Source organism: Paraburkholderia denitrificans (genome assembly GCF_042655705.1).
In the GTDB taxonomy this organism is placed as follows: Bacteria; Pseudomonadota; Gammaproteobacteria; order Burkholderiales; family Burkholderiaceae; genus Paraburkholderia; species Paraburkholderia denitrificans.
Genome location: NZ_JBHSMP010000008.1, coordinates 79,364 through 104,498, shown reverse-complemented (window position 1 = coordinate 104,498; position 25,135 = coordinate 79,364). Strand labels below are relative to the sequence as shown.

Below are 25,135 nucleotides of genomic sequence, written 5' to 3'. Positions count from 1 at the left end.
TCGCCTATTGCGTCCTTAAGTCGTTCATTAATTCACGTTGCATTGGCTAAAACGCCTCCGTCTCGCGGCCGGTTTCCTGCAAGGAACGTGCTTTGTGGCTAGGATGCGCGTTGGGCTTTTTTCCGGATTTCAGGGTTGTGCAAATGGTACGAAGCGATTCGCTTGATCTGACCGGTATGGATATCGGTCCTGCGCTCCAGCAGGGCCGCTCCGTGCGGATCGGGCGGCCGGGAGTGTTGGCATGACGGTGCAGTTGCCATCGGCCTGGTGGCTGGTAATCGCGGGATGCTGTGTGGCGGCGTTCTACGCGATCTTCGCCGCGCTCACGATGCCGCGCCTCGGCTCGGCCGCGCAGGTGCGCGAGGCCGCCCGGCGCGCCCGTGCGCGACGCGCCATTCCGGTGAGCGTGCTCAAGCCGCTGTGCGGCGCAGAGCCGCGTCTCTACGAAAATCTCGCAACCTTCTGCGAGCAGCTCCATCCGCGTTTCCAGTTGCTGTTCGGCGTGTCGTCGCCGTCCGATCCGGCCATTGCCGTCGTGCGCCAGTTGCAGGCCGCCTATCCCGATCACGATATCGAGCTCGTCATCGACAAGCGCGTCTACGGCAGCAACCTGAAGGTCAGCAACCTGATCAATCTCGCGGCGCACGCGCGCTACGACGCGCTCGTCGTCGCCGATAGCGACATCGCCGTCGAGCCCGACTATCTGGACATCGTCACCGCGCCGCTCGCCGATTCGTCGGTGGGCGTTGTGACCTGCCTTTACTATGCGCGCAGCGTCGGCGGTTTCTGGCCGCGCGTCGGCGCGCTCTTCATCAACGAATGGTTCGCGCCCTCGGTGCGCGTCGCGCACAGCACGGGCTCGCGCGCATTCGGATTCGGCGCCACGCTCGCGCTGTCGCGCACGACGCTGGAACGCATCGGCGGCTTCACGTCGCTCAAGGACTGCCTCGCCGACGACTATCTGCTCGCGCGTTTCGCGCGCGATCACGGGCTTGCAACCGTGCTCGCGCCTGTCGTAGTCGCAACCGACGTCATCGAGCCGACGTTCCGCTCTTTGTGGCTGCGCGAGACGCGCTGGCTGCGCACGATCCGCTCGGTGAATCCGGGGGGCTTCGCCTCGCTCTTCATCACGTTCACGTCGCCGTGGCTCGTGCTCGGCGCGCTGCTCAGCCTCCTGCTCATCGCGGGCAACCAGGGCATCACCACGGCGCTTGCCGGCAGCGGCACCACATCGGCGGCGTTGTTCGTGCTCGGCGCGAGCACTGCTGGCGGTATCATCGCGCGTGTCGTGCTGCATGCACGCAGCAGCGCCAACTGGCGCACCTTCTGGCACGATTTGCCGCTCGTGCCGCTGCGCGACACCTTGCTCGCGCTGCAATGGCTGTCGGCCGCGTTCGGCTCGCATGTCGTATGGCGCGGCGTGCGCGTGCCGGTGGCGAACCCCGAGACGGCGGACGCAGGCGTTACCGCGCCGGCGCGGCGTGCAGCGGTCGAGGTGTCCGACGGCCGTTAATCCGCAGATTTAATCGCGCGTGCTGCATGAGCGGCGCGCGCTACGTTTAATTTTTGTCATTCCAATTTTTGCCCGTTATCCCCGGGTTGCCGGAGCACTCATCTCATGAAAACGCTGTTTTTGCAGGCCCCGTCCTATGACGGCTTTGACGGTGGCGCCGGTTCGCGTTACCAGGCGAAGCGCGAGATCCGCTCGTTCTGGTATCCGACATGGCTCGCACAACCCGCGGCGCTCGTGCCCGGCAGCCGTGTGCTCGACGCGCCCGCCGACGGCCTTTCCGTCGAAGACACGCTCAAGATCGCCGACGGCTACGACCTCGTCATCATCCACACGAGCACGCCGTCGTTCCCGACCGATGCGCTCTTCGCGCAGGACCTGAAAAAGCGCAAGCCGTCGGTTCTGATCGGCATGGTGGGCGCGAAGGTCGCGGTCGATCCGCACAATTCGCTTACCGCAACGCCGGCAATCGACTTCGTCTGCCGCGAGGAATTCGACTACACCTGCAAGGACGTAGCCGATGGCCTGCCGTTCGCCGACATCAAGGGCCTGAGCTACCGCGGGAAGGACGGTTCGATCGAGCACAACGAAGCGCGCCCGATGATCGAGAACATGGACGAGCTGCCGTTCGTGGCGCCGGTCTACAAGCGCGATCTGAAGATCGACAACTACTTCATCGGCTATCTGAACTATCCGTACGTCTCGATCTATACGGGCCGCGGCTGCCGTTCGAAGTGCACGTTCTGCCTGTGGCCGCAGACGGTGGGCGGGCACCGCTACCGCACGCGTTCGGTCGAGAACGTGCTCGAAGAAGTGAAGTGGATTCAGGACAACATGCCCGAAGTCAAGGAGATCATGTTCGACGACGACACCTTCACCGACTTCAAGCCGCGCGTCGAAGAGATCGCACGCGGCCTCGGCAAGCTCGGCGTGACGTGGTCGTGCAACGCGAAGGCGAATGTGCCGTATTCGACGCTCAAGATCATGAAGGAAAACGGTCTGCGCCTGTTGCTCGTGGGCTATGAATCCGGCGACGACCAGATCCTGCTGAACATCAAGAAGGGTCTGCGCACCGATATCGCGCGCCGCTTCAACGAGGATTGCCGCAAGCTCGGCATCAAGATCCACGGCACCTTCATCCTGGGCCTGCCGGGCGAGACGCAGGAAACCATCAAGAAGACGATCGAGTACGCGAAGGAAATCAATCCGCACACGATCCAGGTGTCGCTCGCCGCGCCGTATCCGGGCACGGCGCTCTACAGGCAGGCCGTCGACAACGGCTGGCTCGAAGAGAACAAGGTGGTCAACCTCGTCTCCAAGGAAGGTGTGCAGCTTGCTGCGATCGGCTATCCGCACCTCTCGCGCGAAGAGATCTATCACAACCTCGAGAAGTTCTATCGCGAGTTCTATTTCCGGCCTTCGAAGATCTGGGAAATCCTGCGCGAGATGCTCACGAGCTGGGACATGATGAAGCGCCGTCTGCGCGAAGGTGTGGAGTTCTTCCGCTTCCTGCGCGCCCACGAGGCATGATGGAACGGCAGTCTCGCGAAACGCGCGCGCTGATTTTCACCGCCGACGACTTTGGCCTGCACGAGCGAGTCAACGCCGCGGTCGAGCGCGCGCACCGCGAGGGTGTGCTCAATGCAGCAAGTCTGATGGTGGCCGCGAACGCGGCTGCCGATGCCGTAGCGCGCGCCCGGCGCCTACCGGGTTTGCGCGTCGGCCTGCACCTTGTGCTGGCCGACGGCGCGTCGATGCTGCCGCGCGCGCAGATTCCCGCACTGGTCGACGCGCAGGGCCGCTTCGGCGACAACATGGTGCGCGACGGCGTACGTTTCTTCTTTTTGCCGCACGTGCGCGCGCAGCTCGCGAAGGAGATTCGCGCGCAGTTCGAGGCGTTCGCCGCGACCGGGCTCGAACTCGATCACGTCAATACCCACAAGCATTTCCATCTGCACCCCACGGTGCTCTCGCTGATCATCCGGATTGGCCGTGAGTACGGGCTGCGTGCAATGCGTCTGCCGCTCGAAGCGGGTGCACCGCTCGCGCTCAAGCCCTGGCTTCATCTCGTGCGCGCGCGACTCGCGCGCGCGGGCATCGCGTACAACGACTTCGTGGTGGGCATCGCGAACACGGGCGCGATGGACGAGGCCGTGCTGCTCGACGCCATCGCGAATCTGCCGGCGCAGGGCGTCGGCGAGATCTACTGCCATCCGGCCGAGGCGGGTGTCGAAGCCATCACGCCGTCGATGCAGGCCTATCGCCACACCGACGAACTCGATGCGCTCGTCTCGCCGCGCGTCGCAGCGGCACTTGCGGCGGCGCGCGTGCGCCACGGCGGTTTCGCCGACGTATTTTTCGGCGGTCCGGCCCGACCCGGCGCGAACGCGCTGGCAAGCGAGGTTCGACCTTCATGAAGTGGCTGCAATGGCTGGGCCTGCCGGTCGGGATCGCCATCCTGATCGCGCTCGTCATCCGCGACGGCGCGCATGACGTCATGCACATCATCGGCACGGCGGGTCCCGTGCTGCTCTGGCTCGTGCCGTTCCATGCGCTGCCGCTGCTGCTCGATGCCCACGCCTGGCGCCTGTTGCTCGCGAAACGCCTGCCGCTCGGCTTCCTGTTGTGGGTCGCCGCCGTGCGCGAGGGCGTTGGCCGGCTCCTGCCCGTGATGGGCGTGGGCGGGGAAATCGTCGGCATCCGCCTCGCGCGCTGGCGGCTGCGCGACGGCAGCTTCGTCACCGCATCGGTGATCGTCGAAGTGCTCATCACGATGGCCGTCCAGTACGCGTTCTCGGCGCTCGGCCTCGTGCTGATCGTCGCGGCGACCGGCGACGGCAGTTCGCTGCGCACGATCACGACAATCGGGCTCGCACTCGTTCTCTCGCTGCCGATACCGGTCGTGACGTTCGTGCTGTTGCGGCGCGGCGGCATTTTTCACACAATCGAACGTTGGGCATCGCGCATGTTCGGCGCGAACAATCCGATCGTGCTCGGCATCGACGGCCACCAGCTCGACCGCGATCTCAACGCGCTGATGTCGCGCACCGGGCTCATGTTCCGCGCCTTCTGCTGGCAGCTCGCGGGCTACATGGTCGGCGCGTTCGAGACCTGGTGGGCGCTGCGCCTGCTCGGATTCCCGGTTTCGATCGAGGGCGCGCTCGCCATCGAGGCGCTGACCCAGGCCGTGCGCCACGCGGCCTTCATGGTTCCCGCGGGCCTCGGCATCCAGGAGGCGACCGTCGTGCTGCTCGCACAGCTATTCGGCGTGGGTCACGAAGTTGCGCTGTCGCTCGCGCTCGTCAAACGGATGCGCGAGGTCGTGTTCGGCTGTGTCGCGCTGGTTTCCTGGCAAGGCGTGGAAATTGCGCGCACGCGTTGGTCCATACGCACGGGCAAGCCGCTTGCGCCCGCGCCGGTGCCCGTGCCCGCGTCGGTGAGAATCGCCCATGAGCGCGATACCGCACGGTCCGGCCATCACGAGAACGTGTAATAGCGGGTACATTGGGGGATACAGGCGGGGCGGACGCCCCATCCCCGGCATGAGCCCAGGTGATTCACGGTGAATGCGGTTCGGACCATGAAGCTTGAATTGCACAAGGCGCGGGTTTTCGCGGCCGTCGCGGCAATGCTCGCGGCGTTCGCGCTTTCCGGCTGCGACGACCGCCAGATCGATTCCATGTGGCAGACCCTCAAGGCTTTCTTCGATTCCGTCAAACCCGACGTGCTCCTGTTCAAGGGCATGAAGCCTGGCATTTCGACGCTCGACGACGTGCGCAGGCAGATGGGCAAACCCGAGACCGAGCGCATCTTCGACGACGGCTCGCGCCGCCTCGAATATCCGCGCGGCCCGGCGGGCCTCAATACCTACATGGTGGATATCGGCTCGAACGGCCGGCTCGTCGCGATCACCCAGGTGCTCACCGCCGAGAACTTCGCGAGGATCACCATCGGCATGAGTCAGGACGAAGTGCGGCAACTGCTCGGCAAGCCGGGCGAGGTGGCCGCCTTCCGGCTCAAGAAGGAAACGGTGTGGAGCTGGAAGTGGCGCGAAGGCGGCGTCGAACAGGAAGCGTATTTCAACGTGCATTTCGGACCGGACGGGCGGGTCACCACGACTTCCCGCTCGGACGTGATGCGCGGTCACTGACTCACAGACAAGCGGGAGGCGCGCATGATGAACCGGCGGCGTAACCGGCGCATCGGTCTCGTGCTCGGCGGCGGTGCGGCGCGCGGCTGGGCGCACATCGGCGCGATCCGCGCGCTCGAAGAGGCCGGGATCAAACCCGACGTCGTGTGCGGCACCTCGATTGGCGCGCTCGTTGGGGCCGTGTATGCGAACGGCGACCTCGACTGGCTCGAAGAGTGGGTCGGCCACCTCACCTGGCAGACCGTCGTGCGGCTGCTCGACGTGCGTCTCTCGGGCGGGTTGCTCGGCGGGCGCAAGGTGATCGATGTGTTCGCGAACCAGTTCAACGGACGCGGCATCAACGAGCTGCAGCTGCCGTTCACGGCGGTCGCCACCGAACTCGATACGGGCCGCGAAATCTGGCTCAGCGAAGGCGGCGTGGTGGACGCGGTGCGCGCGTCGATTGCGATTCCGGGGTTGTTTACGCCGATCTGGCACGACGGCGTGTGGCTCGTGGATGGCGGCCTCAGCAACCCGGTGCCGGTTTCCGCCGCGCGGGCGATGCGCGCCGATTGCGTGATCGCCGTCGACCTCAATCACGACATCCTGAATGGCCGCGACCTGGGCGGCACCATCGACACCGTGTTGCGCGAGGCGCCAGAGGGCGCAGCGTTCTCCTCACGCTCCGCGCCGGGGGAACCCCCGGAATCCGCCGAATCGGCGGCATCCTCCACGCCCGATGAACCGCAGCCGCTGCTGCGCCGCAACGGCAAGCGCTTTCCGCGCTGGCTCCAGCCTGCAGGGCAGGCGAGCACCGACGTGCGCGTGGCGCCGCCGCCGAGCGCACGCGTGCCGTCGATGCTCAGTTCGATCGCGCAGAGCATCGACATCATGCAGGTGCGTATCACGCGCAGCCGCCTTGCGGGCGAGCCTGCCGACGTGCTGATTCAGCCGCGCCTTGGCGGCATGGGGATATTCGATTTCCACCGTGCGGAGCCCGCCATCGCGGAAGGGCGTGCGGCCGTGCAGTACATGCTGCCCGCGATTCGCGCCCAACTCGGCATCGAGTAGACGCGTTCGGAGCTGCGTCGTGCGCGGAGAAGCAGTATCCGTCGCACCTCTCGGGCAGCCTCAAATAAGCGCGCCGCTGCTGCGCCCCAAGGCCCTTTCGTCGCCGATGACACGTCCCACCCGTTCCAGTGCGCCCGCAGAGGCCGCGCGTACCGCCGCTTCTGATACTGCTTCTGCCGCTGCTTCCGATGCTCCCGCACGCGCGGAGCGCACCGCCGAAGTCGCGATTGTGGCGCTGTCGCCGGTTTCGATGTCGGGCGTGGGGCCGATTGTCGATGCGCTCAATCTCGCCAACGAGATCGATGGCCGCGCACTCTACCGCTGGCGCATGGTCTCGTGGAACGCGCGCCCGGTGCCGCTTTCAGGCGGCGCGCAATGGCCCGCCGAAAGCGCATTCGACGACACGCTCGCGTGCGACTGGCTGATCGTCGTCACGGAGCGCTTTCAGCCGTTCGACGATTCCCGCCTCTTTCTCGCGAACCTTGCGCGCGTGGGTCAGTGCACGCCGCTCGTCACCGGCATCCATCACGGCATCTGGTGGCTCGCGATGGCGGGCTTGCTGCACGGCTATCGCGTGGCCGCGAACTGGGAGACCTATCAACAGTTCGCCGAGCAGTTTGAACGCACGATCGTCACGCAACACATTTACGAAATCGATCGTGATCGCGCGACCTGCGCGGGCGGCCAGTCGACGCTCGATTCCATGCTCGCGATGATCGGCCGCGAGCAGGGCCCGGAACTCGCCGAGCGCATCGCCGACGCACTCGGCGCAAGCACGCTCAGAAGCGGCGACGAGCGTCAGCGCATTCCGTTCGTGACCGCGCCGGGCGAGCGCAACCCGCGCCTGAACGATGCGTTGCAGCTCATGGAAGCGAACATCGAGGACCCGCTTACCTCCGATGAAATCGCGGGCCTCGTCGGCGTCTCGCGGCGGCAACTCGAGCGGCTGTTTCGCCAGTATCTCGGCGCGATGCCGTCGAAGTACTACCTCGGCCTGCGCCTCGCCAAAGCGCGCTCGCAACTGCAGCGCACGAGCAAGTCCGTCGTGCAGATCAGCCTTGCGTGCGGGTTTGCATCGGCGGCGCACTTTTCGAATGCGTATCGCGAGCGCTTCGGCGTGACGCCGCGCGAGGACCGCCGCAACTGGATCGAGCGCCAGCACGGCGGCGCGGCTTGCGGGCCGCGCGCGGATGGACCTGCGCAGCCGCCGGAGCGCGAGTGAGCCCGAAGAGGCACGAGTAAGCGCCAGTAAGCGCCAGTTAGCGAAACTCGCCCAATTCACCAAACTCGCCGGATTTGCGCAATCTGCGCCCCCGGCAGGTGCATACAGCGAAAGAACGCGTCGCGCACACGCAAGACGTTTGCCGCGCAGTTGCCTACACTGCACCTGTCATCCACGCGCCGGGCGCTCGCCCGTGTGCGCACCGTCCAAATTCCGAGCCAGAGAGGATCCGTCATGAACGAGCAGAGTGTGACCCGCCAGACTTTCGACGAAGTGATGGTGCCGTGCTTCGCGCCAGCGCCGTTCGTGCCCAGCCGCGGCCTCGGCTCGCGCGTGTGGGACACCGAAGGCCGCGATTACATCGACTTCGCGGGCGGCATCGCCGTGACGGCGCTCGGTCACGCACATCCGGAACTCTTGCGCGTACTCAATGAGCAGGGCAGCCAGCTCTGGCACATCGGCAACGGCTACACGAACGAGCCGGTGCTGCGCCTCGCGAAGAAGCTCGAAGCACTGACGTTCGCCGACCGCGCGTTCTTCGCGAACTCCGGTGCCGAGGCCAACGAGGCCGCGCTCAAGCTCGCGCGCCGCGCCGCCGTCGAGCGGTTCGGTGAGCAGAAGTATGAAATCATTTCCTTCGCGCAGTCGTTCCATGGCCGCACGCTGTTCACGGTGAGCGTGGGCGGCCAGCCGAAGTATTCGGAAGGCTTCGGCCCGGTGCCCGGCGGCATCCGCCATCTGCCGTACAACGATATCGAGGCTGCGCGCGCCGCGATCGGCGCGCAAACCTGCGCGGTGATCGTCGAGCCGGTGCAGGGCGAGGGCGGCGTGATCCCCGCCGATCCGGCGTTCCTGCGCGCGCTGCGCGAAGCGTGCGATGCGCACGGCGCGCTGCTGATTTTCGATGAAGTGCAAACGGGCGTGGGCCGCACGGGCCACTTCTACGCCTACCAGGACACGGGTGTGACGCCCGATATCCTGACCTCCGCGAAGGCGCTCGGCAACGGCTTTCCGATTGGCGTGATGCTCACGACCGAACCCATCGCCGCGCATTTCAAGGTCGGTGTGCACGGCACGACGTACGGCGGCAATCCGCTCGGCGCGGCGATTGCGGGCAAGGTGGTCGATCTCGTGAGCGATCCGGCGGTGTTGGCGGGCGTGCGTGCGCGCGGCGAGATTATCCGCGCGAAGCTCGCGAAGCTGCACGAACGCTTCGACGTGTTCAGCGACGTGCGCGGCAAAGGTCTTCTGATCGGCGCGGAACTGACGCCGCGCTTTGCAGGCCGTGCGAAGGACTTTCTCTCGGCTGCGGCGAACCGCGGCGTGATGATGCTGATCGCGGGCCCGGACGTGCTGCGTTTCGCGCCTTCGCTCATCATCCCCGAAGCCGATCTGGCCGAGGGTTTCGCGCGCCTCGAACAGGCGTTCGAGGACGTGATCGGCGCCGCGGCCGCGCGCGCATGACAGCTCAAGACCGAGGACCGACGATGCTTTTCGTTCGCCCGGCCAGGCTGGCCGATCTCGATGCCATCGCGCACATGGCGCGCACCGCGCAGCCCGTGCTGCATTCGCTCCCGCATGACCGCGCGGCGCTGGAAGCGCGCATCGCGCTGTCCGAGGACTCGTTTCGCGCCGAAGTCGATTTTCCGGGCGAAGAGTTCTATCTCTTCGTGCTCGAAGACGCGGCGACGGGACGGCTCGTCGGCACATCGAGCCTTATCGCGGCGGCGGGCTACGCTGAGCCGTTCTACGCGTTTCGCAACGATGCGCTGATTCACGCGTCGCGCGAGCTGCACGTGAACCGCAAGATTCACGCATTGCAGATGTCGCACGAACTGACCGGCAAGAGCCGCCTCGCGGGCTTCTATATCGACCCGTCGTTGCGCGGCGACGCTGCCGCGCACCTCGTATCGCGCGCCCGCATGATGTACGTGGCGATGAACCGGCGGCGCTTCACGCCCGACGTGTTTACGCTGTTGCTCGGCGTCACCGACGAGGCGGGCGTGTCGCCATTCTGGGAAGCGGTGGGGCGCAAGTTCTTCGGGCGCGATTTCAAGGACATCGAAATGGCGTCGGGCGGGCGCAGCCGCACGTTCATCGCCGAAGTGATGCCCGCGTATCCGATCTACGTGCCGCTCTTGCCCGAGTCCGCGCAGCGCGTGCTGGGGGAGCCGGACACAAGTGCGCTGCTTGCCTACGATATCCATCTGGAAGAGGGCTTCGAGCCGGATCGTTATGTCGATATCTTCGATGCGGGTCCCGTGCTGACCGCGCAGGTCGATCGCACGACCTCGGTGGCGGCCAACGAGAGCCGCGTGGTGCGCGAGGCCGTGGGCACTTCGGCGAGCGCAGCAGGGGGCGCGTCGTACATGGTGGCGAGCCAGCGCGGCGGCGAATTCCGCTGCGTGCTCACGACTTTGCCGCCGCTGCCTGAAGGCGGCCATCATCACGGCGCGCCTCACCACGCCGCGCGCGGCGTGGCGCCGCTCGACAGCGCCGCGCGTGCGGCGCTCGACGTGCAGGACGGCGACCTCGTGCGCTGTGCGCCGCTGCGGCGCGAGACGCCGGAAACAGAAGATCAGTCGATGGGAGAAACGCAATGATCGTGGTTCGCGTCGTGCAGACGGGCGATGTGGACGCGCTAGTCGCGCTCGCCCAGGAAACCGGTCCCGGCCTCACCACGTTCAAGCCGGATCGCGACGCGCTGATGGCGCGCATCGCGCGAACGCGGCGCACGCTCGCGGGCGAGGCCGCGCCGCATGAGGCGGGTTATCTGTTCGTGATGGAAGACACCGCGACGGGCGACGTGGCGGGCGTGTGCGGCATCGAAACAGCGGTGGGCCTGCAGCAGCCGTTCTACAACTATCGCGTGAGCACGGTGGTCCACGCGAGCCAGGATCTCGGCATCTGGACGCGCATGCGCGCGCTGAACATCTCGCACGATCTCACGGGTTACGCGGAGGTGTGCTCGCTGTTCCTCTCGCCGCGCTATCGCACGTCGGGCGTGGGCGGGTTGCTGTCGCGCTCGCGCTTCATGTTTATCGCGCAGTTTCGCGATCACTTTCCCGAGCGCCTCTGCGCGGAGCTGCGCGGTCACTTCGACGCGGAAGGCACGTCGCCGTTCTGGCGCGCGGTCGGTTCGCATTTCTATCAAATCGACTTCAACGCCGCCGATTATCTGAGTTCGCATGGCCGCAAAGCGTTTCTCGCGGAACTGATGCCGCGCCATCCGGTGTACGTGGAGTTGCTGCCCGAGGAGGCGCAGGCCTGCGTGGGCCTCACGCACGCCGACACGATTCCGGCGCGCAGGATGCTCGAAGCGGAGGGTCTGCGCTATGAGAATCACGTCGATATCTTCGACGCAGGTCCGGTGCTCGAATGCCACATCGCCGATTTGCGCACCGTGCGCGAGAGCGTCGTCGTGCCGGTGGAGATCGGCGCGCACGATACGGCGTCCAGTGTGCGCTCGCTCGTTTCGAACACGTCGCTCGGCGACTTCCGCGTGGGTGCCGCAGCGGGCGTCGTGCATGACGGCGTGTTCGTACTGAACGCCCAGGAGGCGGCGGCCCTGAATGTCGCGGCGGGCGAACCCGTGCGCGTGCTCGGCGCCGCACACAAACATCAATAGCAACCGATAGCAACCGACAGGTGAGCGCGGCAGGCGCTGAAGTGGGCACTGCGCGTGCACCGTGAATCGACAAGGATGACCATGAACGAGCTTTTTATCGACGGGCAGTGGTGTGCGGCCACGGGTCCCGCGTTTGCCTCGCGCAATCCCGGCACGGGCGCGGTGGTGTGGAGCGGCAATGCCGCGTCGGCGGGCGATGTCGAGCGCGCCGTAGAGGCCGCGCGCCGCGCGTTCGGCGAATGGTCGCAGACGCCGTTCGAAACGCGCTGCGAAATCGTCCGCCGTTTCGCGGCGCTCGTGACCGAACGCAAGGAGCGGCTCGCGCAGGCGATCGGCCGCGAAACTGGCAAGCCGCTCTGGGAAGCGCGCACTGAAGCGGCGTCGATGGCCGCGAAGGTCGGCATCTCGATCGCCGCGTATGGCGAGCGCACGGGCGAAAAGCGCACGCCGATGGCGGACGGCGTCGCCGTGCTGCGCCATCGTCCGCATGGCGTCGTCGCCGTGTTCGGGCCGTACAACTTTCCGGGGCATCTGCCGAACGGGCACATCGTGCCCGCGCTGATCGCCGGTAACACCGTCGTGTTCAAGCCATCCGAACTCGCGCCGGACGTTGCGCGCGTAACCGTCGAGATCTGGCGCGAAGCCGGTTTGCCCGCCGGGGTGCTGAACCTCGTGCAAGGCGAGCGCGACACCGGCATTGCGCTCGCGAACCACCGCCAGATCGACGGCCTGTTTTTCACGGGCAGCTCGGATACGGGCACGCTGCTGCATCGCCAGTTCGGCGGCCGTCCCGAGATCGTGCTCGCGCTCGAGATGGGCGGGAATAACCCGCTCGTCGTCGCCGAACTCGAAGATATCGATGCTGCCGTGCATCACGCGATCCAGTCGGCGTTTCTTTCGGCGGGGCAGCGCTGTACCTGCGCGCGCCGCATCCTCGTGCCGACCGGCCCGTTCGGCGACCGCTTTCTCGAACGCTTCGTCGAGGTCAGCGCGCGCATTGCCGTGGGCGAATACGACGCCGATCCGCAGCCGTTCATGGGCGCCGTGATTTCGTCGCGTGCGGCGGCGAAGCTCGTCACGGCGCAGTCGTTGCTGCTCGAACGCGGCGCGCGCGCGCTGCTGCCGATGACGCAGCGCGACCCTTTGCTCGGTTTCGTGAGCCCCGCTATTCTCGATGTCACCGGCGTGGCCGACCGGCCCGACGAAGAGCACTTCGGGCCGCTCGCACAGGTGATCCGCTACGCAGGCTTTGGCGATGCAATCGCGCAAGCCAACGACACGGCATACGGTCTTTCGGCGGGCCTGCTCGCCGACGACGAAGCGCTCTGGAAGCGCTTTACGCGCGAGATCCGGGCGGGCATCGTGAACTGGAACCGCCCGACCAATGGCGCGTCGAGCGGCGCGCCGTTCGGCGGCACCGGCCGCTCCGGCAATCACCGTCCGAGCGCGTATTACGCCGCCGACTATTGCGCGTACCCGATGGCGTCGGTGGAGAGCGCACAACTGCAGATGCCCGCGAGCGTTTCGCCGGGCCTTCACTTCTGAGGATCGATGATGCAAACCCTTGAAGCGAACTTCGACGGACTCGTCGGCCCGACGCACAACTACGCCGGTCTTTCGTTCGGCAACGTGGCGTCGCAGAACAACGAGCGGTCCGTCGCGAATCCGAAAGCGGCGGCGCGCCAGGGACTGCTGAAGATGAAGCGGCTCGCCGACCTCGGCTTCGCCCAGGGCGTGCTGCCGCCGCAGGAGCGCCCCTCGATGCGGCTCCTGCGCGAGCTTGGCTTTGGCGGCAAGGATGCCGAAGCCATCGCGAAGGCCGCGAAAGAGGCGCCCGAATTGCTCGCGGCGGCGAGTTCGGCATCGGCGATGTGGACCGCGAATGCGGCGACCGTGAGCCCGTCCGCCGACACGCCCGATCACCGCGTCCACTTCACGCCCGCGAATCTGTGCAGCAAGCTGCATCGCGCCATCGAGCACGAGGCGACCCACCGCACGCTGGGCGCGATATTCGCGGATCCGGCGCATTTCGCGGTGCATGACGCGCTGCCGGGCACGCCTGCGCTCGGCGACGAGGGGGCGGCGAATCACACGCGTTTTTGCTCGCAGTACGGCGAGCGCGGCGTGGAATTCTTCGTCTACGGACGTAGCGAGTATCGCCGCGGACCGGAGCCGAAGCGCTTCCCCGCGCGACAGACATTCGAGGCGAGCCGCGCGGTGGCGCAGCGCCACGGCCTCGCCGAAAACGCGATGGTGTTCGCGCAGCAGAGCCCGGACGTGATCGACGCGGGCGTGTTCCATAACGATGTGATCGCGGTGGGCAATCGCAGCACGCTGTTCTGCCACGAGCGCGCATTCGTCGATCGGAAAAGCGTGTATGACGAACTGCACGCGAAGCTGGCGAAGCACGGCGCGCTGCTGGACGTGATCGAGGTGCCCGATGCGCAGGTGAGCGTGGCGGATGCCGTGACGTCGTATCTCTTCAACAGCCAGTTGCTGAGCCGCGCGGATGGCTCGCAGATTCTGGTCGTGCCGGGCGAATGCCGCGAAAATCCGCGCGTGGCGGCGTACCTCGACGAACTGGCTGCGAAGCGCGGACCGATTGACGAAGTGCTGGTGTTCGATCTGCGCGAGAGCATGAAGAATGGCGGCGGTCCCGCGTGCCTGCGTCTGCGCGTCGTGCTCAGCGATGCCGAGCGTGCGGCTGTGCTGCCCGGCGTATGGATCAACGACGCGCTTTTCACGCGTCTCGACGCGTGGGTCGAAAAGCACTATCGCGACCGTCTTGCGCCGCAGGATCTGACCGACCCGATGCTGCTGGTCGAGTCGCGCACGGCGCTCGACGAACTCACACAGATTCTCGGTCTCGGCTCGCTTTATGACTTCCAGCGCTGACGTGTTACTCGCGGATTTCCTCGGCTATACGCTGGCGGGCTCGCGGCCTGCGAGCGTGGACGCCGCACAGGGCACATGTGCGAATGGCGCACGCTGGCAATGGATCGATGATGGCGTGCTGCTGATCGAGCCTGCGCATGTGGATGCAGGAACGCGCAGCGTGCTGCTCTCGGCGGGCATCCACGGCGACGAAACGGCGCCGATCGAACTGCTGTCGCAACATGTCGCCGATCTCGCGGCGGGACGCGCGGCGCTCGCTTGCCGCCTGCTCGTGGTGCTCGGCAACGTGGACGCGATGCGCGCGGCGCGGCGCTATCTCGACGACGATCTGAACCGCCTGTTCGGCGGCCGCCATGCGAGTGCGGGCTGCAGCCGGGAAGGGCAGCGGGCCGCTGCGCTCGAAGCCCACGCGCAGCGCTTTTTCGCGGCGGCATCGAAGGAGCCGCACGTGCGCTGGCATCTCGACTTGCACACGGCCATCCGCGCCTCGGCGTTCGAGCAGTTCGCGCTCGTGCCGTACACGGGCGAGCCGCCGTCGCGTGCGTTGTTCGCGTGGCTGGCCGACGCGCGCATCCCCTGCGTGCTGATCCACACGGAACAGGGCCCAACGTATTCATCGTTGACGGCCGACCGGTGCGGCGCCACGTCGTGCACGCTCGAACTCGGCAAGGTGCAGCCGTTCGGCCACAACGACCTCGCGCGCTTCGCGGCTGCGGACGCCGCGGTCCGCCGTCTCGTCGCGGGTGTGGCGCCCGATGCGCGCGCACCCATGCCGCGCGTGTTCACGGTAATCGGCCAGATCACGAAGCGCAGCGATGCGTTCGAATTGCACGTCGCCGCCGACGTGCCGAATTTCACGCCGTTCGCACGCGGCACCGTGCTCGCGAACGACGGCGACTATCGCTACGTGGTCGGCCACGACGAAGAGCGCATCGTGTTTCCCAATCCCACCGTGAAGCCCGGATTGCGCGCGGGTCTGCTCGTTGTCGAAACGAGCGACGAGACGCTGGCCGCACTTGCCTGACGCAACTCGGCGCGCTGTCGCGGCGCGCCGTTCCGATACACATTCCGCATGCCGTGACATTGTCGCGCACGATTTTTGTTCGTTGCGCGTGCATGCTTTCGGGTGGTTTGCGCCGCGCGGCACACATGCGGCCTTTCGGATGCCGAATCAAGCAGGCCGGATTTCTCGCTATCGAGTGTGCAGCGGTGCACGGATCGGCCTGGCATTTACGCAACAATTTGCGCAAACGCACGCGCCTGAAAGTTGTCCAGAACTGACACCCTCCCGCCTTGATCCGCCTATGCCCGTACAATGCGTCAGGATAGAATCCAGAGAATGAGTGTCCGCCGGCGTGCATGGAGCGTGGGCGCGGTGCAAACGAATTCGAGAACCATGCGCCGGCAAATGTGCGGCGTGTCGCGGGGGATCCCATGAGCAACAACGACGCAGATCGGCCGCCCATGCCAGGCGCTGCGGGAGAAAAGCCGCCGGCACCGCAGTACGAAGTCTATTTCGGTCGTCAACCCGTGCTGGATCGCGACGGCATCTTGTGTGCCTTCGAGATGGTGCCGCGCGTAATCGATCTGCGCGACCCGCGCGACCCGCGCGAAAACCAGGACAAACCGGGCCGTCCGGGCGCGGCGCTGGCCAAGGCGTTTGCGGCGCAGCCCGTGCGCGCGGCGTTGACCGGGCATCGCGGCTGGCTGGACGTCACGCGCGAAATTCTTTTCGACGATGGGCTGCTGCTCCTGCGTCCCGATCGCGTGATGTTCGAGCTGCCGTGCGATCTCGAATGCGATCCGGCGCTCATCGCGCGCCTCGTCCAGCTGCACGGGCGCCGCTTCCGTTTTTTGCTCGATCACGTCACGGAGCCGGACGACTCGTTCGCGAAGCTGCTGCCGTACGTCGAGGCGGTCAAGATCGATCTCCACGGGATCGCGCCGGACATGCTGCCGAAGCTGGCGGGCGTGATGAAGGCGGCGGGCAAGCTGCTCGTCGCGATGGGCGTGGAAAGCCTGGAGGACTTCGAGCGCGCGCGCGCGCTCGGCTTCGACCGCTTCCAGGGCTATTTCTTCGCGCAATCGCACGCAGGCGCACGCCGCGTGAGCGCGCCGCGCCACGCGCTCCTGAGTCTGCTGCAACTGCTCGCATCCGATCCGACTGTCGCGCAACTCGAAACCGAGTTGAAGCTCAATCCGATACTCGTGATGCACATCATGCGGCTCGCGAATTCGACGAGCTTCGGCATCGGACATAAAGTGACCACACTGCGCGAGGCAATCAACGCGACGGGCACGGACCGCCTGCAACGCTGGACGCAGTTGCTGCTTTATGCCGACGGCCGCAAGGTGTCGCTCGAAGACGATCCACTGCTGCAACTCGCGGCCACGCGCGCGCGGTTCCTGGAAATCGCGGCGATGCGCTTGCCAAAAGCGCGGATTGCCGAGCAGGAAGCGGCTTTTCTCGCGGGCGTATTCTCGTGCGTCGATGCCGTGTTCGGCGGCCCGATCGACGAAACCATCGACCTGCTGTCGATTGCGCGCCCGATTCGCGCAGCCATCGTGAACCGGGAGGGCTCGCTCGGTCAGTTGCTGAACGTGATGGAGGCGCTCGAGCGCGGCGACTGGGCGCGTCTCGACGCAGCGTGCGCGCCGCTCGCGCCGTTCGCTCCGAGCGAGGCGGCGGCAATCGCACTCACGGCAGCCGAGTGGGCGGGCATGGCCGATCGCGACGCCGAATCCCAGGGACTCGAACGCATCGAGGATTGAGGCTGGAAGGCCGTGGACACGGCAGCAGCGGCAAGAGGAAGGGCGGCGCACGGCGCCGCTTTTTTTCGGCAGGCGGACGCGCGCTCGCGGCCGCCTCTTTACGATTGAACGGCTCAGGCCGTGTCGGCCGAACTGCGTGCGAGAAAGCGCGCGAGTTCGTAGGCGAGCTCATTGAGCGCGTTCATTTCGGTCTGTGAAATCCGCCGCGGTTCCTGCGTGTCGAGCCAGTCGCCGTAGAGGAGGGCCACCGGCCGTTCGCCCCGCACGCCGACCGGCAACAGCACGAACGCGCGAGCATCGTCGAACGTCGAGCGGTACCAGCCCGGCAGCCGGGAGATCATCTTCGGCGCATGCGCGTCCTCGATGAAGATACCGACCGAATTGGCGATTGCCAGATGGAACACGTCGGGCTGGAATGCGGCGCTGAAGCGCAGTTTCGGCAGCATGCTTTCGATGCCGGGGCCGAAGCCGCGTTGCGCCGCGAACACGTCTGCGCCCTGGCGCACGAACACGACCGTGCGCGCAAAACCGAGTCCGGCCAGCACCGTCTCGTTCGCGAGCGTGAGCGCCGTGCTGAACGGGCTGTCGGGCGGCAACGCGCGCAAGTCGACCACGCCTGCCGCAATGCGCGCTTCGACGTTGAGCGATTCGCGCGCGATGGCGTCGGCGTTCGCGTGCAATTCGTTGATTTCGTGCATGACGCCGCCGTTGGCCTCTTCCTTCGCGAGAGCGAGGCTCATCTGCGCGAGCAAGTCGGCATCGGTGGACAGTGCGCGGCCGTAGACCTGCGCGAGATCGGTAATGTTGGATTCCCGCTCTTCTTCGGTGAGGTGCGCCGTGGTGAGCACGCGCGCAACCTCGCTCGAATAGTTCGTGATCGCGCGCAGCCACTGCCCCTGGCGCGATTCGTTTTCCTGGGGATCGTAGTCGCCCATGCCTTCGCGGATCATTTCGGGCAGGCGCCAGCGCGTCGCGGCCTCGCGGCCGAGTTCGTCGAACGTGACGCCGAGCACCTCGAGGCACGCGTCGTCCTCGGTTGCGCCCTGGTCGCACTGGTGGCGGATCTGGTCCCACTCGGCTTCGAGGTAGAACACGGCGAGCAGCTTGCCCACCTGGCGCATCAGCGTGCAGACCACTGCTTCTTCGCCCGCGCGCATGTCGCCGTTTTCCGTGAGCTTGCGCGCCACGCAGCCCGAGAGCACGGTGCGGTTCAGTTCGAGCTTTGCGTCGATGCGGCGCGGCGCGCTGTGATGGAAGTGGTCGACGATTTTCAGGCCCACCACGAGGTGGCCGACCGCATCCATGCCGAGCACCATCAGCGCGCGCGTGATCGTCGTGATGTTGCCGCCGAACGCCATGTACATGGCCGAATTCGCGAGTCGCAGCACCTTTTGCGTCAGTGCGAAGTCGGAGAGTACGACGCCCACGAGCGCATTGAAGTCGAAGTCGTCGTTGGACATTGCGGCGACTGTGGTGCGTAGCGACTGCGAAAGCATGGGGAAGTCGCCACGCTCATTGATGCGCGCCCACAGCCGGTCGAGCAGGACTGCCTTTACCATCTGAACCATGTCAATTCCGCTAAAGCCCAGTCTTGTTGTGTACTGCCATCAATGCACCTCGTGGACATGGAGCGTACGCATTTCGAAGCGCTTCGCCAGTTCCTCGGAGGGGAGCGCCTTGCACACAAGCCATCCCTGAATGTGATCGCAGCCCATCTTCGTGAGCAGATCGCGCTGCGCCTCGGTTTCGACGCCCTCGGCGACGAGTTCGAGATTGAGCGTACGCGCGAGGCCCACCACGGCGTTGACGATCGCCTGATCGTTGCGCGAGGTGAGCAGGTTCTCGACGAAGCTGCGATCGATTTTCAGTTTCGACAACGGGAAGCGCTGCAGATACGCAAGACTCGAATACCCGGTGCCGAAATCGTCGACGGCGAAGCGGATGCCGAGCGCCGTGATTTCTTCAAGCAGCGCCTTGGCGCGCAGGGGATCGTGCATGAGCAGGCTTTCGGTGATCTCGAACACGAGCCGGTCGGGCTCGACTCCGGACAGCTCGATTGCTTCTTGCACGCTTTCCTTGAATCGCGGGTTGCGGAACTGCTGCGGCGACACGTTGACCGCCACGTACTGCAATGAAATGCCCTGCGCGTCCCACTGCTTCAATTGCATGCAGGCCGCCTTGAGCACCCAGTTGCCGAGATAATTAATCAGACCGACCGATTCGGCAAGCGGAATAAATTTCGAAGGCGGCACGAGCCCGTGCAACGGATGCTGCCAGCGGATCAGCGCCTCCACGCCCACGACGCCGAGGGTCATGCTGCTCGTAATGGGCTGGAAGTGCAGCGAGAACTCGCCGTTGCGCACGCCGTCGTAGAGATCGGATTCGAGCTTCAGGCGCTGGGCGTCGGTGGGATCGTTGTCGGGGACATGCAGCATCAGCGTGTTGCCGCCCGCGGCCTTGGCCTGCTGCAGCGCCTGGTCCGCGCGCCGGATCAACGGTGTGTTGTCGGTTTGCGCGGCGTCGTCGCCGACCGTGCGCAGGGCTGGATGGAACGCAATGCCGATGCTGGCCGACAAGTGCACCGGCTGGGTGCGGAACGTGTACGGCTGCAGGATCGAGGTGAGCAGCCGCCGTGCGAGCGTTTCGGCATCGTCGCGCGCGTCGCTCGGGTCCGTATGCGGCTGCGGCGCGATCACGATCGCGAATTCGTCGCTGCCCGTGCGTGCGATCAACTCGCCCTGTAGCGCGAGGTGGCCGAGCCGCCGCGCCGTTTCGCGCAGCAGTTCGTCGCCCGCTTCGTAGCCGAGCGCGCGGTTCACGCGCTGATAATCGTCGATGTCGAGCAAGAGCAGCGCCACAGGCGCGCCATGCAGGTCGGCTTCGGTTTGCAGGCGCTCGAGTATGGGCCCGAGCGCCGTCTGGTTCGGCAGGCCGGTCAGCAGATCGTGGTGCAGCGCATGCGTGAGGCGCTGCTCGGCCCGTTGCCAGGTCGACACGTCGAAACCCGCGACCGCGAAACCGTCCTTGTCCGCGTAGGACGCTCGTTGTACGCGCAACTCGACCGCGAGCGGGTAGGTGAGCGCTTTCACGAGATGCACCGTGTCTCTTTCGACGGCGCCCGTCATGGTCGCGCGGTCGAACAGCGCGTCGAGGCGCAACTGGTGCTCCGGTGCGACGATGTCGTGCAGGGTGGCGCCGAGCAGATATTCGCGGTGATACCCGGCGAAGCGCAGGCTCGAATCGGAGACGTAGAGGAAGCGGAGGTTGCGGTCCAGATGAACGAGGAAATCGACCGCGCTTGCGGTGTCCTCGAATGCGCGCGAGGCGGCATCCGGATACGCGTGCGCCTGCGGACTCGCCGGCTCGTGCATGGGCGGCGGGGCGGTGGTGGCTACGGGTGCAAGCGGGTCGCTGGCAGAGCGACGGGCCAGTGCGCGAAGCCGATCGACGACCGTGCGCATCCGGCCCGGACGGGATGCCGTAATCCTGTTTGCTTCCATGTCTGTCGCTGACAACCCTTATTCCATGCAGCCTGTCTGTCGCGTGCGTCGCTCGCCGGGCGCCCCGGGAACCTCGCGGGGCATTTTACATCTGGCTGAAACCGCATATCAGAACGAGTTATCGACCACGAAACGAAAATCTTTAGCGCATGGCAAGAAAAACACTGCCGTACCGTTCGGGCGTGCCGCGTGGCGCACGCTCATGCGGATTTGCGCGGGGCGGCGCAGCGCCGCGCGGCGCGCTGACGTGGCGTGCAATGCGCCATGGGCACGGCTGCGGCGTGCGGACGCAGGCGACGCTCGGGTGAGGCATTGGGTCGCCGGTATTTTCATCGATGCGGGCGATGCCGGTGCGTGGCGCGACGGCGTGGCGCCCTTCTGCGAGTTCGATCATTGTGTGATCCAATGACGCCATCGTCGGCTGCGCGGGCACGCGCCATGCGCGAAGTTGACGACATATGGAAAGGATGACCGACATGAAATCCAGATTCATCGCGATAGGTGCAGCAGTGCTCATGAGCGCAGGGGTCGGGTTGTATGCGCTCAGCGCCGAGGCCACGCTGAAGCCTGGCGACCCGGCGCCGGACTTCACGGCCCAGGCTTCATTAGGCGGTAAGACTTACACGTATTCGCTCGCGTCGGAATTGAAAAAAGGACCGGTGGTGCTGTACTTCTATCCGGCGGCCTTTACAAAGGGTTGCACGATCGAAGCACACGAATTCGCGGAAGCCGTCGACGAGTACAAGAAGTACGGCGCGACGGTAATTGGCGTGTCGCATGACGACATCGGGACGCTGACGAGGTTCTCGGTTAGCGAGTGCCGCAGCAAGTTCCCGGTGGCCGCCGACGAAGACTCGAAGATCATCAAGTCGTACGACGCCTCGATGCCGATGCACGCAGCCATGGCCAACCGCGTGTCCTATGTGATCGCGCCGGACGGCAAGATCATCTATGAATACACGAGCCTCGCGCCCGACCAGCACGTGGCGAACACCCTGCGCGCCTTGAAGGAGTGGAGCGCGCAACATTCGCAGCAGTAAGCCTGGCGGCCCGCGGGCCGCCCTTTCCGTATGCAGCAGACTGTCGAGCCGACTGCCGCAGACGCTTACTTCGCCACTGCAGGCGCGGGCCGTCCGCGCTTCTGATCCCACCAGACCCGCAGCCGGTCCATATATAGATAGACGACCGGCGTCGTATAGAGCGTGAGCATCTGGCTCACGATCAGCCCGCCGACGATCGAGATGCCGAGCGGCGCGCGCAGCTCCGCGCCTTCGCCGCGTCCGAACGCGAGCGGCAGCGCGCCGAGCAGGGCCGCGCAGGTCGTCATCATGATCGGGCGAAAGCGCAGCGAGCACGCCTGATAGATCGCGTCGCGCGAATTGAGGCCCTGGCGCGACGCCTCGATGGCGAAGTCGACCATCATGATCGCGTTCTTCTTGACGATGCCGATCAGCAGAATCACGCCGATCAGCGCGATGATGCTGAACTCGGTATTGAAGAGCAGCAGCGCGAGCAGAGCGCCCACGCCCGCCGAGGGCAGCGTCGAGAGGATCGTGAGCGGGTGGATGTAACTCTCGTAGAGGATGCCGAGCACGATATACACGGCGGCGAGCGCGGCGAGGATCAGCAGCGGCTGGTTATCGAGCGACTGCTGGAACGCCTGCGCGGTGCCCTGGAAACTGCCGTGGATGGTTGGCGGCACACCAATCTGCGCCATCGTGTCGTAGACGACCTTGGTTGCGTCCGAGAGGGATTTGCCGGGCGGCAGGTTGAACGAGATCGTCGAGGCGACGAACTGGCTCTGGTGATTCACGGAGAGCGGCGTCGTGCCGGGCCCGAACGAGGCAATCGCCGAAAGCGGAACCATCGTTTCCTTCGCCGTCGAGACGGCCGAGCCCGACGATGCACTCGACTTGCCGCTCGCCGCAATCGAATTGATCGCGAGATTGCGCGCGGAATCGGCGGCGATGCTGGCCGCGCTCGCCGCTGTGGTGGCCGCCGTGCCGCCGCTGCGCGCGCTCGTGACCGGGCCGCTCACCGTGCCCGCCGTCGCGTTGGTGCTCTGCGCGCCGCTCGCCGAGCCCCCGGCCGTGCTGATCCAGATGTCGTTGAGCATGTCCGGGCTCTGCCAGTATTTCGGCGCGACTTCCATCACGACGTGGTACTGGTTGAGCGGGTTGTAGATCGTCGAGACCTGGCGCTGGCCGAACGCGTCGTAGAGCGTGTTGTCGATCTGCGAGGGCGTAATCTTCAGGCGCGCGGCGCTCGCGCGGTCGATGTTCACCTGCGATTCGAGGCCGCCCTGCTGCTGGTCCGAATTGACGTCGGCGAGTTCGGGGCGCGCCTGCAGTGCCTCGGTGAGCTTCGGCCCCCACTTGTAGAGGTCCGCCGTATTGTCGGAGAGCAGCGTGAACTGGTATTGCGCGTTCGAGGCCCGGCCGCCCACGCGGATGTCCTGCACCGCCTGCAGGAACGTGCGTGCGCCGGCCACGTGCGAGAGCGGGCCGCGTAGTTGCGCGATCACCTGATCGGCGGAGAGCTTGCGCTCGCTCTTCGGCTTGAGCGAAACGAACATGAAGCCGGAGTTGGTGGCGCGTCCGCCCGAAAAACCCGCCACCGAATCAACGGCCGGATTGGCCTGCACGATGCGCATCATTTCCGCGAACTTCACTTTCATCGCCTGGAACGACGTGGACTGATCGGCCTGGATGCCGCCAATCAGACGCCCCGTATCCTGTTGCGGGAAAAAGCCCTTCGGCACGATCACGTAGAGCGCGACGTTCAGCGCGATGGTCGCGATCAGCGTGAGCAGGATCACGAACGGATGCGCGAGCGCCCAGCCGAGCGTGCGCTCGTAGCCGCGCTGCATGCGCGTGAAGCCGCGGTCGAGCCACTGTGCGAAGCGCCCTTCGGCCTGCCGTTCGTGCGGCTGTGCGAGCAGGCGCGAGCACATCATCGGCGTGAGCGTGAGCGAGACGGCGAGCGAGACGGCGATGGCGAGCGACAGCGTGAGTGCGAACTCGCGAAAGAGCCGACCGACGATGCCGCCCATGAGCAGAATCGGCAGGAACACGGCGACGAGCGAAACGCTGATCGACAGCACCGTGAAGCCCACTTCGCGCGCGCCGAGCAGGGCGGCCTGCATGCGCGGCACGCCGTTCTCGATGTGCCGCGAGATGTTTTCGAGCACAACGATCGCGTCGTCGACCACGAAGCCGGTCGCGATGGTGAGCGCCATCAGCGAAAGATTGTCGAGCGAGAACCCCATGAGGTACATCGCCGCGAAGGTGCCGATGATCGAGATCGGCACGGCCACGCTCGGAATGAGCGTGGCGCGCCAGTTGCGCAGGAACAGGAACACGACCATGACGACGAGCGCCACGGCGATGATCAGCGTGCGCTCCGTGTCCTTGAGCGAGGCGCGGATCGTCACCGAGCGGTCCGAAGTGGGCGTCACGTCGACATCGGCGGGCAGCGACGCCTTCAGCCGCGGCAGCAGCGCGATCACGCGGTCCACCGTCTGGATGATGTTCGCGCCGGGCTGGCGGTACAGGATCACGAGCACGGAGCGCTTGCCGTTGGCAAGGCCGATGTTGCGCAGGTCTTCCACGGAGTCGACCACTTCGCCCACGTCCGCGAGCTTGACGCCCGCGCCGTTGCGGTAGGCGATCACGAGATCCTTGTACTGGTCCGCCTTGCTCGCCTGATCGTTGGTGTAGAGCTGGAAGCGCTGCGGGCCGAATTCGATGTCGCCCTTCGGGCTGTTCGCGTTGGCCGAGGCGAGCGCCGCGCGCACGTCTTCGAGGCCGATGCCGTAGTGAAACAGCGCGTGCGGCTCCAGTTCGACGCGCACGGCCGGATTCGCCGAGCCGCTCACGTCGACTTCGCCCACGCCGTCGACCTGCGAGAGCGACTGCTGCAGCACCGTCGCCGCCGAATCGTAGAGCTGGCCCGCCGAGAGCGTGGGCGAAGTGAGCGCGAGAATCAGGATCGGCGCGTCGGCCGGATTGACCTTGTGGTAGGTCGGGTTCTGCCGCAGGCTCGTCGGCAGGTCCGCGCGCGCCGCGTTGATGGCGGCCTGCACGTCGCGCGCGGCGCCGTCGATGTCGCGGTTCAGGCCGAACTGCAACGTGATGCGGGTGTTGCCGACCGAACTCTGCGAGGTCATTTCGCTGACGTCGGCGATGCTGCCGAGGTGGCGCTCGAGCGGGCTCGCCACGCTCGTCGCCACGGTCTCGGGACTCGCGCCGGGCAGCGCGGCCTGCACGGAGATGGTCGGGAAGTCCACCTGCGGCAGCGGCGCGACGGGCAGCTTCGTGAACGCGAAGATGCCGGCGAGCGCGATGCCGAGCGCGAGCAGCGTCGTCGCGACGGGGCGGGCGATGAACGGGCGGGACAGGTTCATCGC

At 66.1% G+C, this 25,135-nt stretch carries 19 protein-coding genes; 15 read left to right on the top strand and 4 right to left on the bottom strand.

Going from position 1 to position 25,135, the window contains the following annotated elements:
- The first annotated feature begins 241 nt into the window (after positions 1-241).
- The 14 genes from hpnI to ACFPTO_RS05710 all read left to right on the top strand — a co-directional run bounded on the left by hpnI (position 242) and on the right by ACFPTO_RS05710 (position 17,227).
- The gene (gene hpnI, locus ACFPTO_RS05775) at positions 242-1,513 is read left to right on the top strand and encodes a bacteriohopanetetrol glucosamine biosynthesis glycosyltransferase HpnI (RefSeq protein ID WP_377710075.1); all 1,272 of its coding nucleotides are present in this window, start codon (positions 242-244) and stop codon (positions 1,511-1,513) included.
- 105 nt (positions 1,514-1,618) lie between these two features.
- Positions 1,619-3,040, top strand: a complete 1,422-nt coding sequence (gene hpnJ / locus ACFPTO_RS05770; protein WP_377710074.1) for a hopanoid biosynthesis associated radical SAM protein HpnJ — start codon at positions 1,619-1,621, stop codon at positions 3,038-3,040.
- The gene (hpnK, locus tag ACFPTO_RS05765) at positions 3,040-3,927 is read left to right on the top strand and encodes a hopanoid biosynthesis-associated protein HpnK (protein WP_377710072.1); all 888 of its coding nucleotides are present in this window, start codon (positions 3,040-3,042) and stop codon (positions 3,925-3,927) included. Before hpnJ ends, hpnK begins: the two co-directional genes overlap by 1 nt.
- A complete protein-coding gene (locus ACFPTO_RS05760) occupies positions 3,924-5,003 on the top strand; it encodes a lysylphosphatidylglycerol synthase domain-containing protein (RefSeq protein ID WP_377710070.1) in 1,080 nt (359 codons plus the stop codon). The genes hpnK and ACFPTO_RS05760 overlap by 4 nt, the downstream gene beginning before the upstream one ends.
- A gap of 87 nt (positions 5,004-5,090) precedes the next feature.
- The gene (gene bamE, locus ACFPTO_RS05755) at positions 5,091-5,660 is read left to right on the top strand and encodes an outer membrane protein assembly factor BamE domain-containing protein (protein ID WP_377710069.1); all 570 of its coding nucleotides are present in this window, start codon (positions 5,091-5,093) and stop codon (positions 5,658-5,660) included.
- Between the two features lie 24 nt (positions 5,661-5,684).
- On the top strand, positions 5,685-6,710 hold the full coding sequence (locus ACFPTO_RS05750; protein WP_377710067.1) for a patatin-like phospholipase family protein: 1,026 nt from the start codon (positions 5,685-5,687) through the stop codon (positions 6,708-6,710).
- A gap of 106 nt (positions 6,711-6,816) precedes the next feature.
- Entirely contained in the window at positions 6,817-7,932 is a 1,116-nt protein-coding gene (locus tag ACFPTO_RS05745) for a GlxA family transcriptional regulator (RefSeq protein ID WP_377710065.1), read from the top strand.
- Positions 7,933-8,166: 234 nt separating this feature from the next.
- Complete coding sequence (locus tag ACFPTO_RS05740; RefSeq protein WP_377710064.1) at positions 8,167-9,396, top strand: aspartate aminotransferase family protein; 1,230 nt, start codon at positions 8,167-8,169, stop codon at positions 9,394-9,396.
- A 23-nt stretch (positions 9,397-9,419) separates the two neighbouring features.
- Complete coding sequence (gene aruF / locus ACFPTO_RS05735) at positions 9,420-10,535, top strand: arginine/ornithine succinyltransferase subunit alpha (RefSeq protein ID WP_377710062.1); 1,116 nt, start codon at positions 9,420-9,422, stop codon at positions 10,533-10,535.
- Positions 10,532-11,560, top strand: coding sequence for an arginine N-succinyltransferase (astA, locus tag ACFPTO_RS05730; protein ID WP_377710061.1), 1,029 nt, complete (start codon positions 10,532-10,534; stop codon positions 11,558-11,560). The genes aruF and astA overlap by 4 nt, the downstream gene beginning before the upstream one ends.
- An 81-nt stretch (positions 11,561-11,641) precedes the next feature.
- Complete coding sequence (gene astD, locus ACFPTO_RS05725; protein WP_377710060.1) at positions 11,642-13,105, top strand: succinylglutamate-semialdehyde dehydrogenase; 1,464 nt, start codon at positions 11,642-11,644, stop codon at positions 13,103-13,105.
- Positions 13,106-13,114: 9 nt separating this feature from the next.
- Entirely contained in the window at positions 13,115-14,455 is a 1,341-nt protein-coding gene (gene astB / locus ACFPTO_RS05720; protein ID WP_377710101.1) for an N-succinylarginine dihydrolase, read from the top strand.
- Positions 14,439-15,479 carry a succinylglutamate desuccinylase gene (gene astE / locus ACFPTO_RS05715; protein WP_377710058.1) on the top strand — a complete coding sequence of 347 codons (1,041 nt, stop codon included), beginning with the start codon at positions 14,439-14,441 and terminating at the stop codon, positions 15,477-15,479. The genes astB and astE overlap by 17 nt, the downstream gene beginning before the upstream one ends.
- A gap of 410 nt (positions 15,480-15,889) precedes the next feature.
- Positions 15,890-17,227: an EAL and HDOD domain-containing protein gene (locus ACFPTO_RS05710; RefSeq protein WP_377710057.1), complete on the top strand. Its 1,338-nt coding sequence runs from the start codon at positions 15,890-15,892 to the stop codon at positions 17,225-17,227.
- A 113-nt stretch (positions 17,228-17,340) separates the two neighbouring features.
- On the opposite strand, the gene ACFPTO_RS05705 is transcribed toward ACFPTO_RS05710, so the two are convergent.
- The 3 genes from ACFPTO_RS05705 to ACFPTO_RS05695 form a co-directional block, all read right to left on the bottom strand.
- Positions 17,341-18,786, bottom strand: a complete 1,446-nt coding sequence (locus ACFPTO_RS05705; protein ID WP_377710100.1) for an HDOD domain-containing protein — start codon at positions 18,784-18,786, stop codon at positions 17,341-17,343.
- 48 nt (positions 18,787-18,834) lie between these two features.
- Positions 18,835-20,727 (bottom strand): putative bifunctional diguanylate cyclase/phosphodiesterase, encoded by a 1,893-nt coding sequence (locus tag ACFPTO_RS05700; RefSeq protein WP_377710056.1) that lies wholly within the window; start codon positions 20,725-20,727, stop codon positions 18,835-18,837.
- Between the two features lie 142 nt (positions 20,728-20,869).
- Positions 20,870-21,220: a hypothetical protein gene (locus ACFPTO_RS05695; RefSeq protein WP_377710054.1), complete on the bottom strand. Its 351-nt coding sequence runs from the start codon at positions 21,218-21,220 to the stop codon at positions 20,870-20,872.
- Here ACFPTO_RS05695 and ACFPTO_RS05690 point away from each other — a divergent pair.
- Entirely contained in the window at positions 21,204-21,767 is a 564-nt protein-coding gene (locus ACFPTO_RS05690) for a peroxiredoxin (RefSeq protein WP_377710053.1), read from the top strand. The two genes, ACFPTO_RS05695 and ACFPTO_RS05690, sit on opposite strands and share 17 nt — an antisense overlap.
- 65 nt (positions 21,768-21,832) lie before the next feature.
- Here the strand turns inward: ACFPTO_RS05690 and ACFPTO_RS05685 are convergent, their stop codons facing one another.
- Positions 21,833-25,132, bottom strand: coding sequence for an efflux RND transporter permease subunit (locus ACFPTO_RS05685; protein ID WP_377710051.1), 3,300 nt, complete (start codon positions 25,130-25,132; stop codon positions 21,833-21,835).
- Between the last annotated feature and the right edge of the window lie 3 nt (positions 25,133-25,135).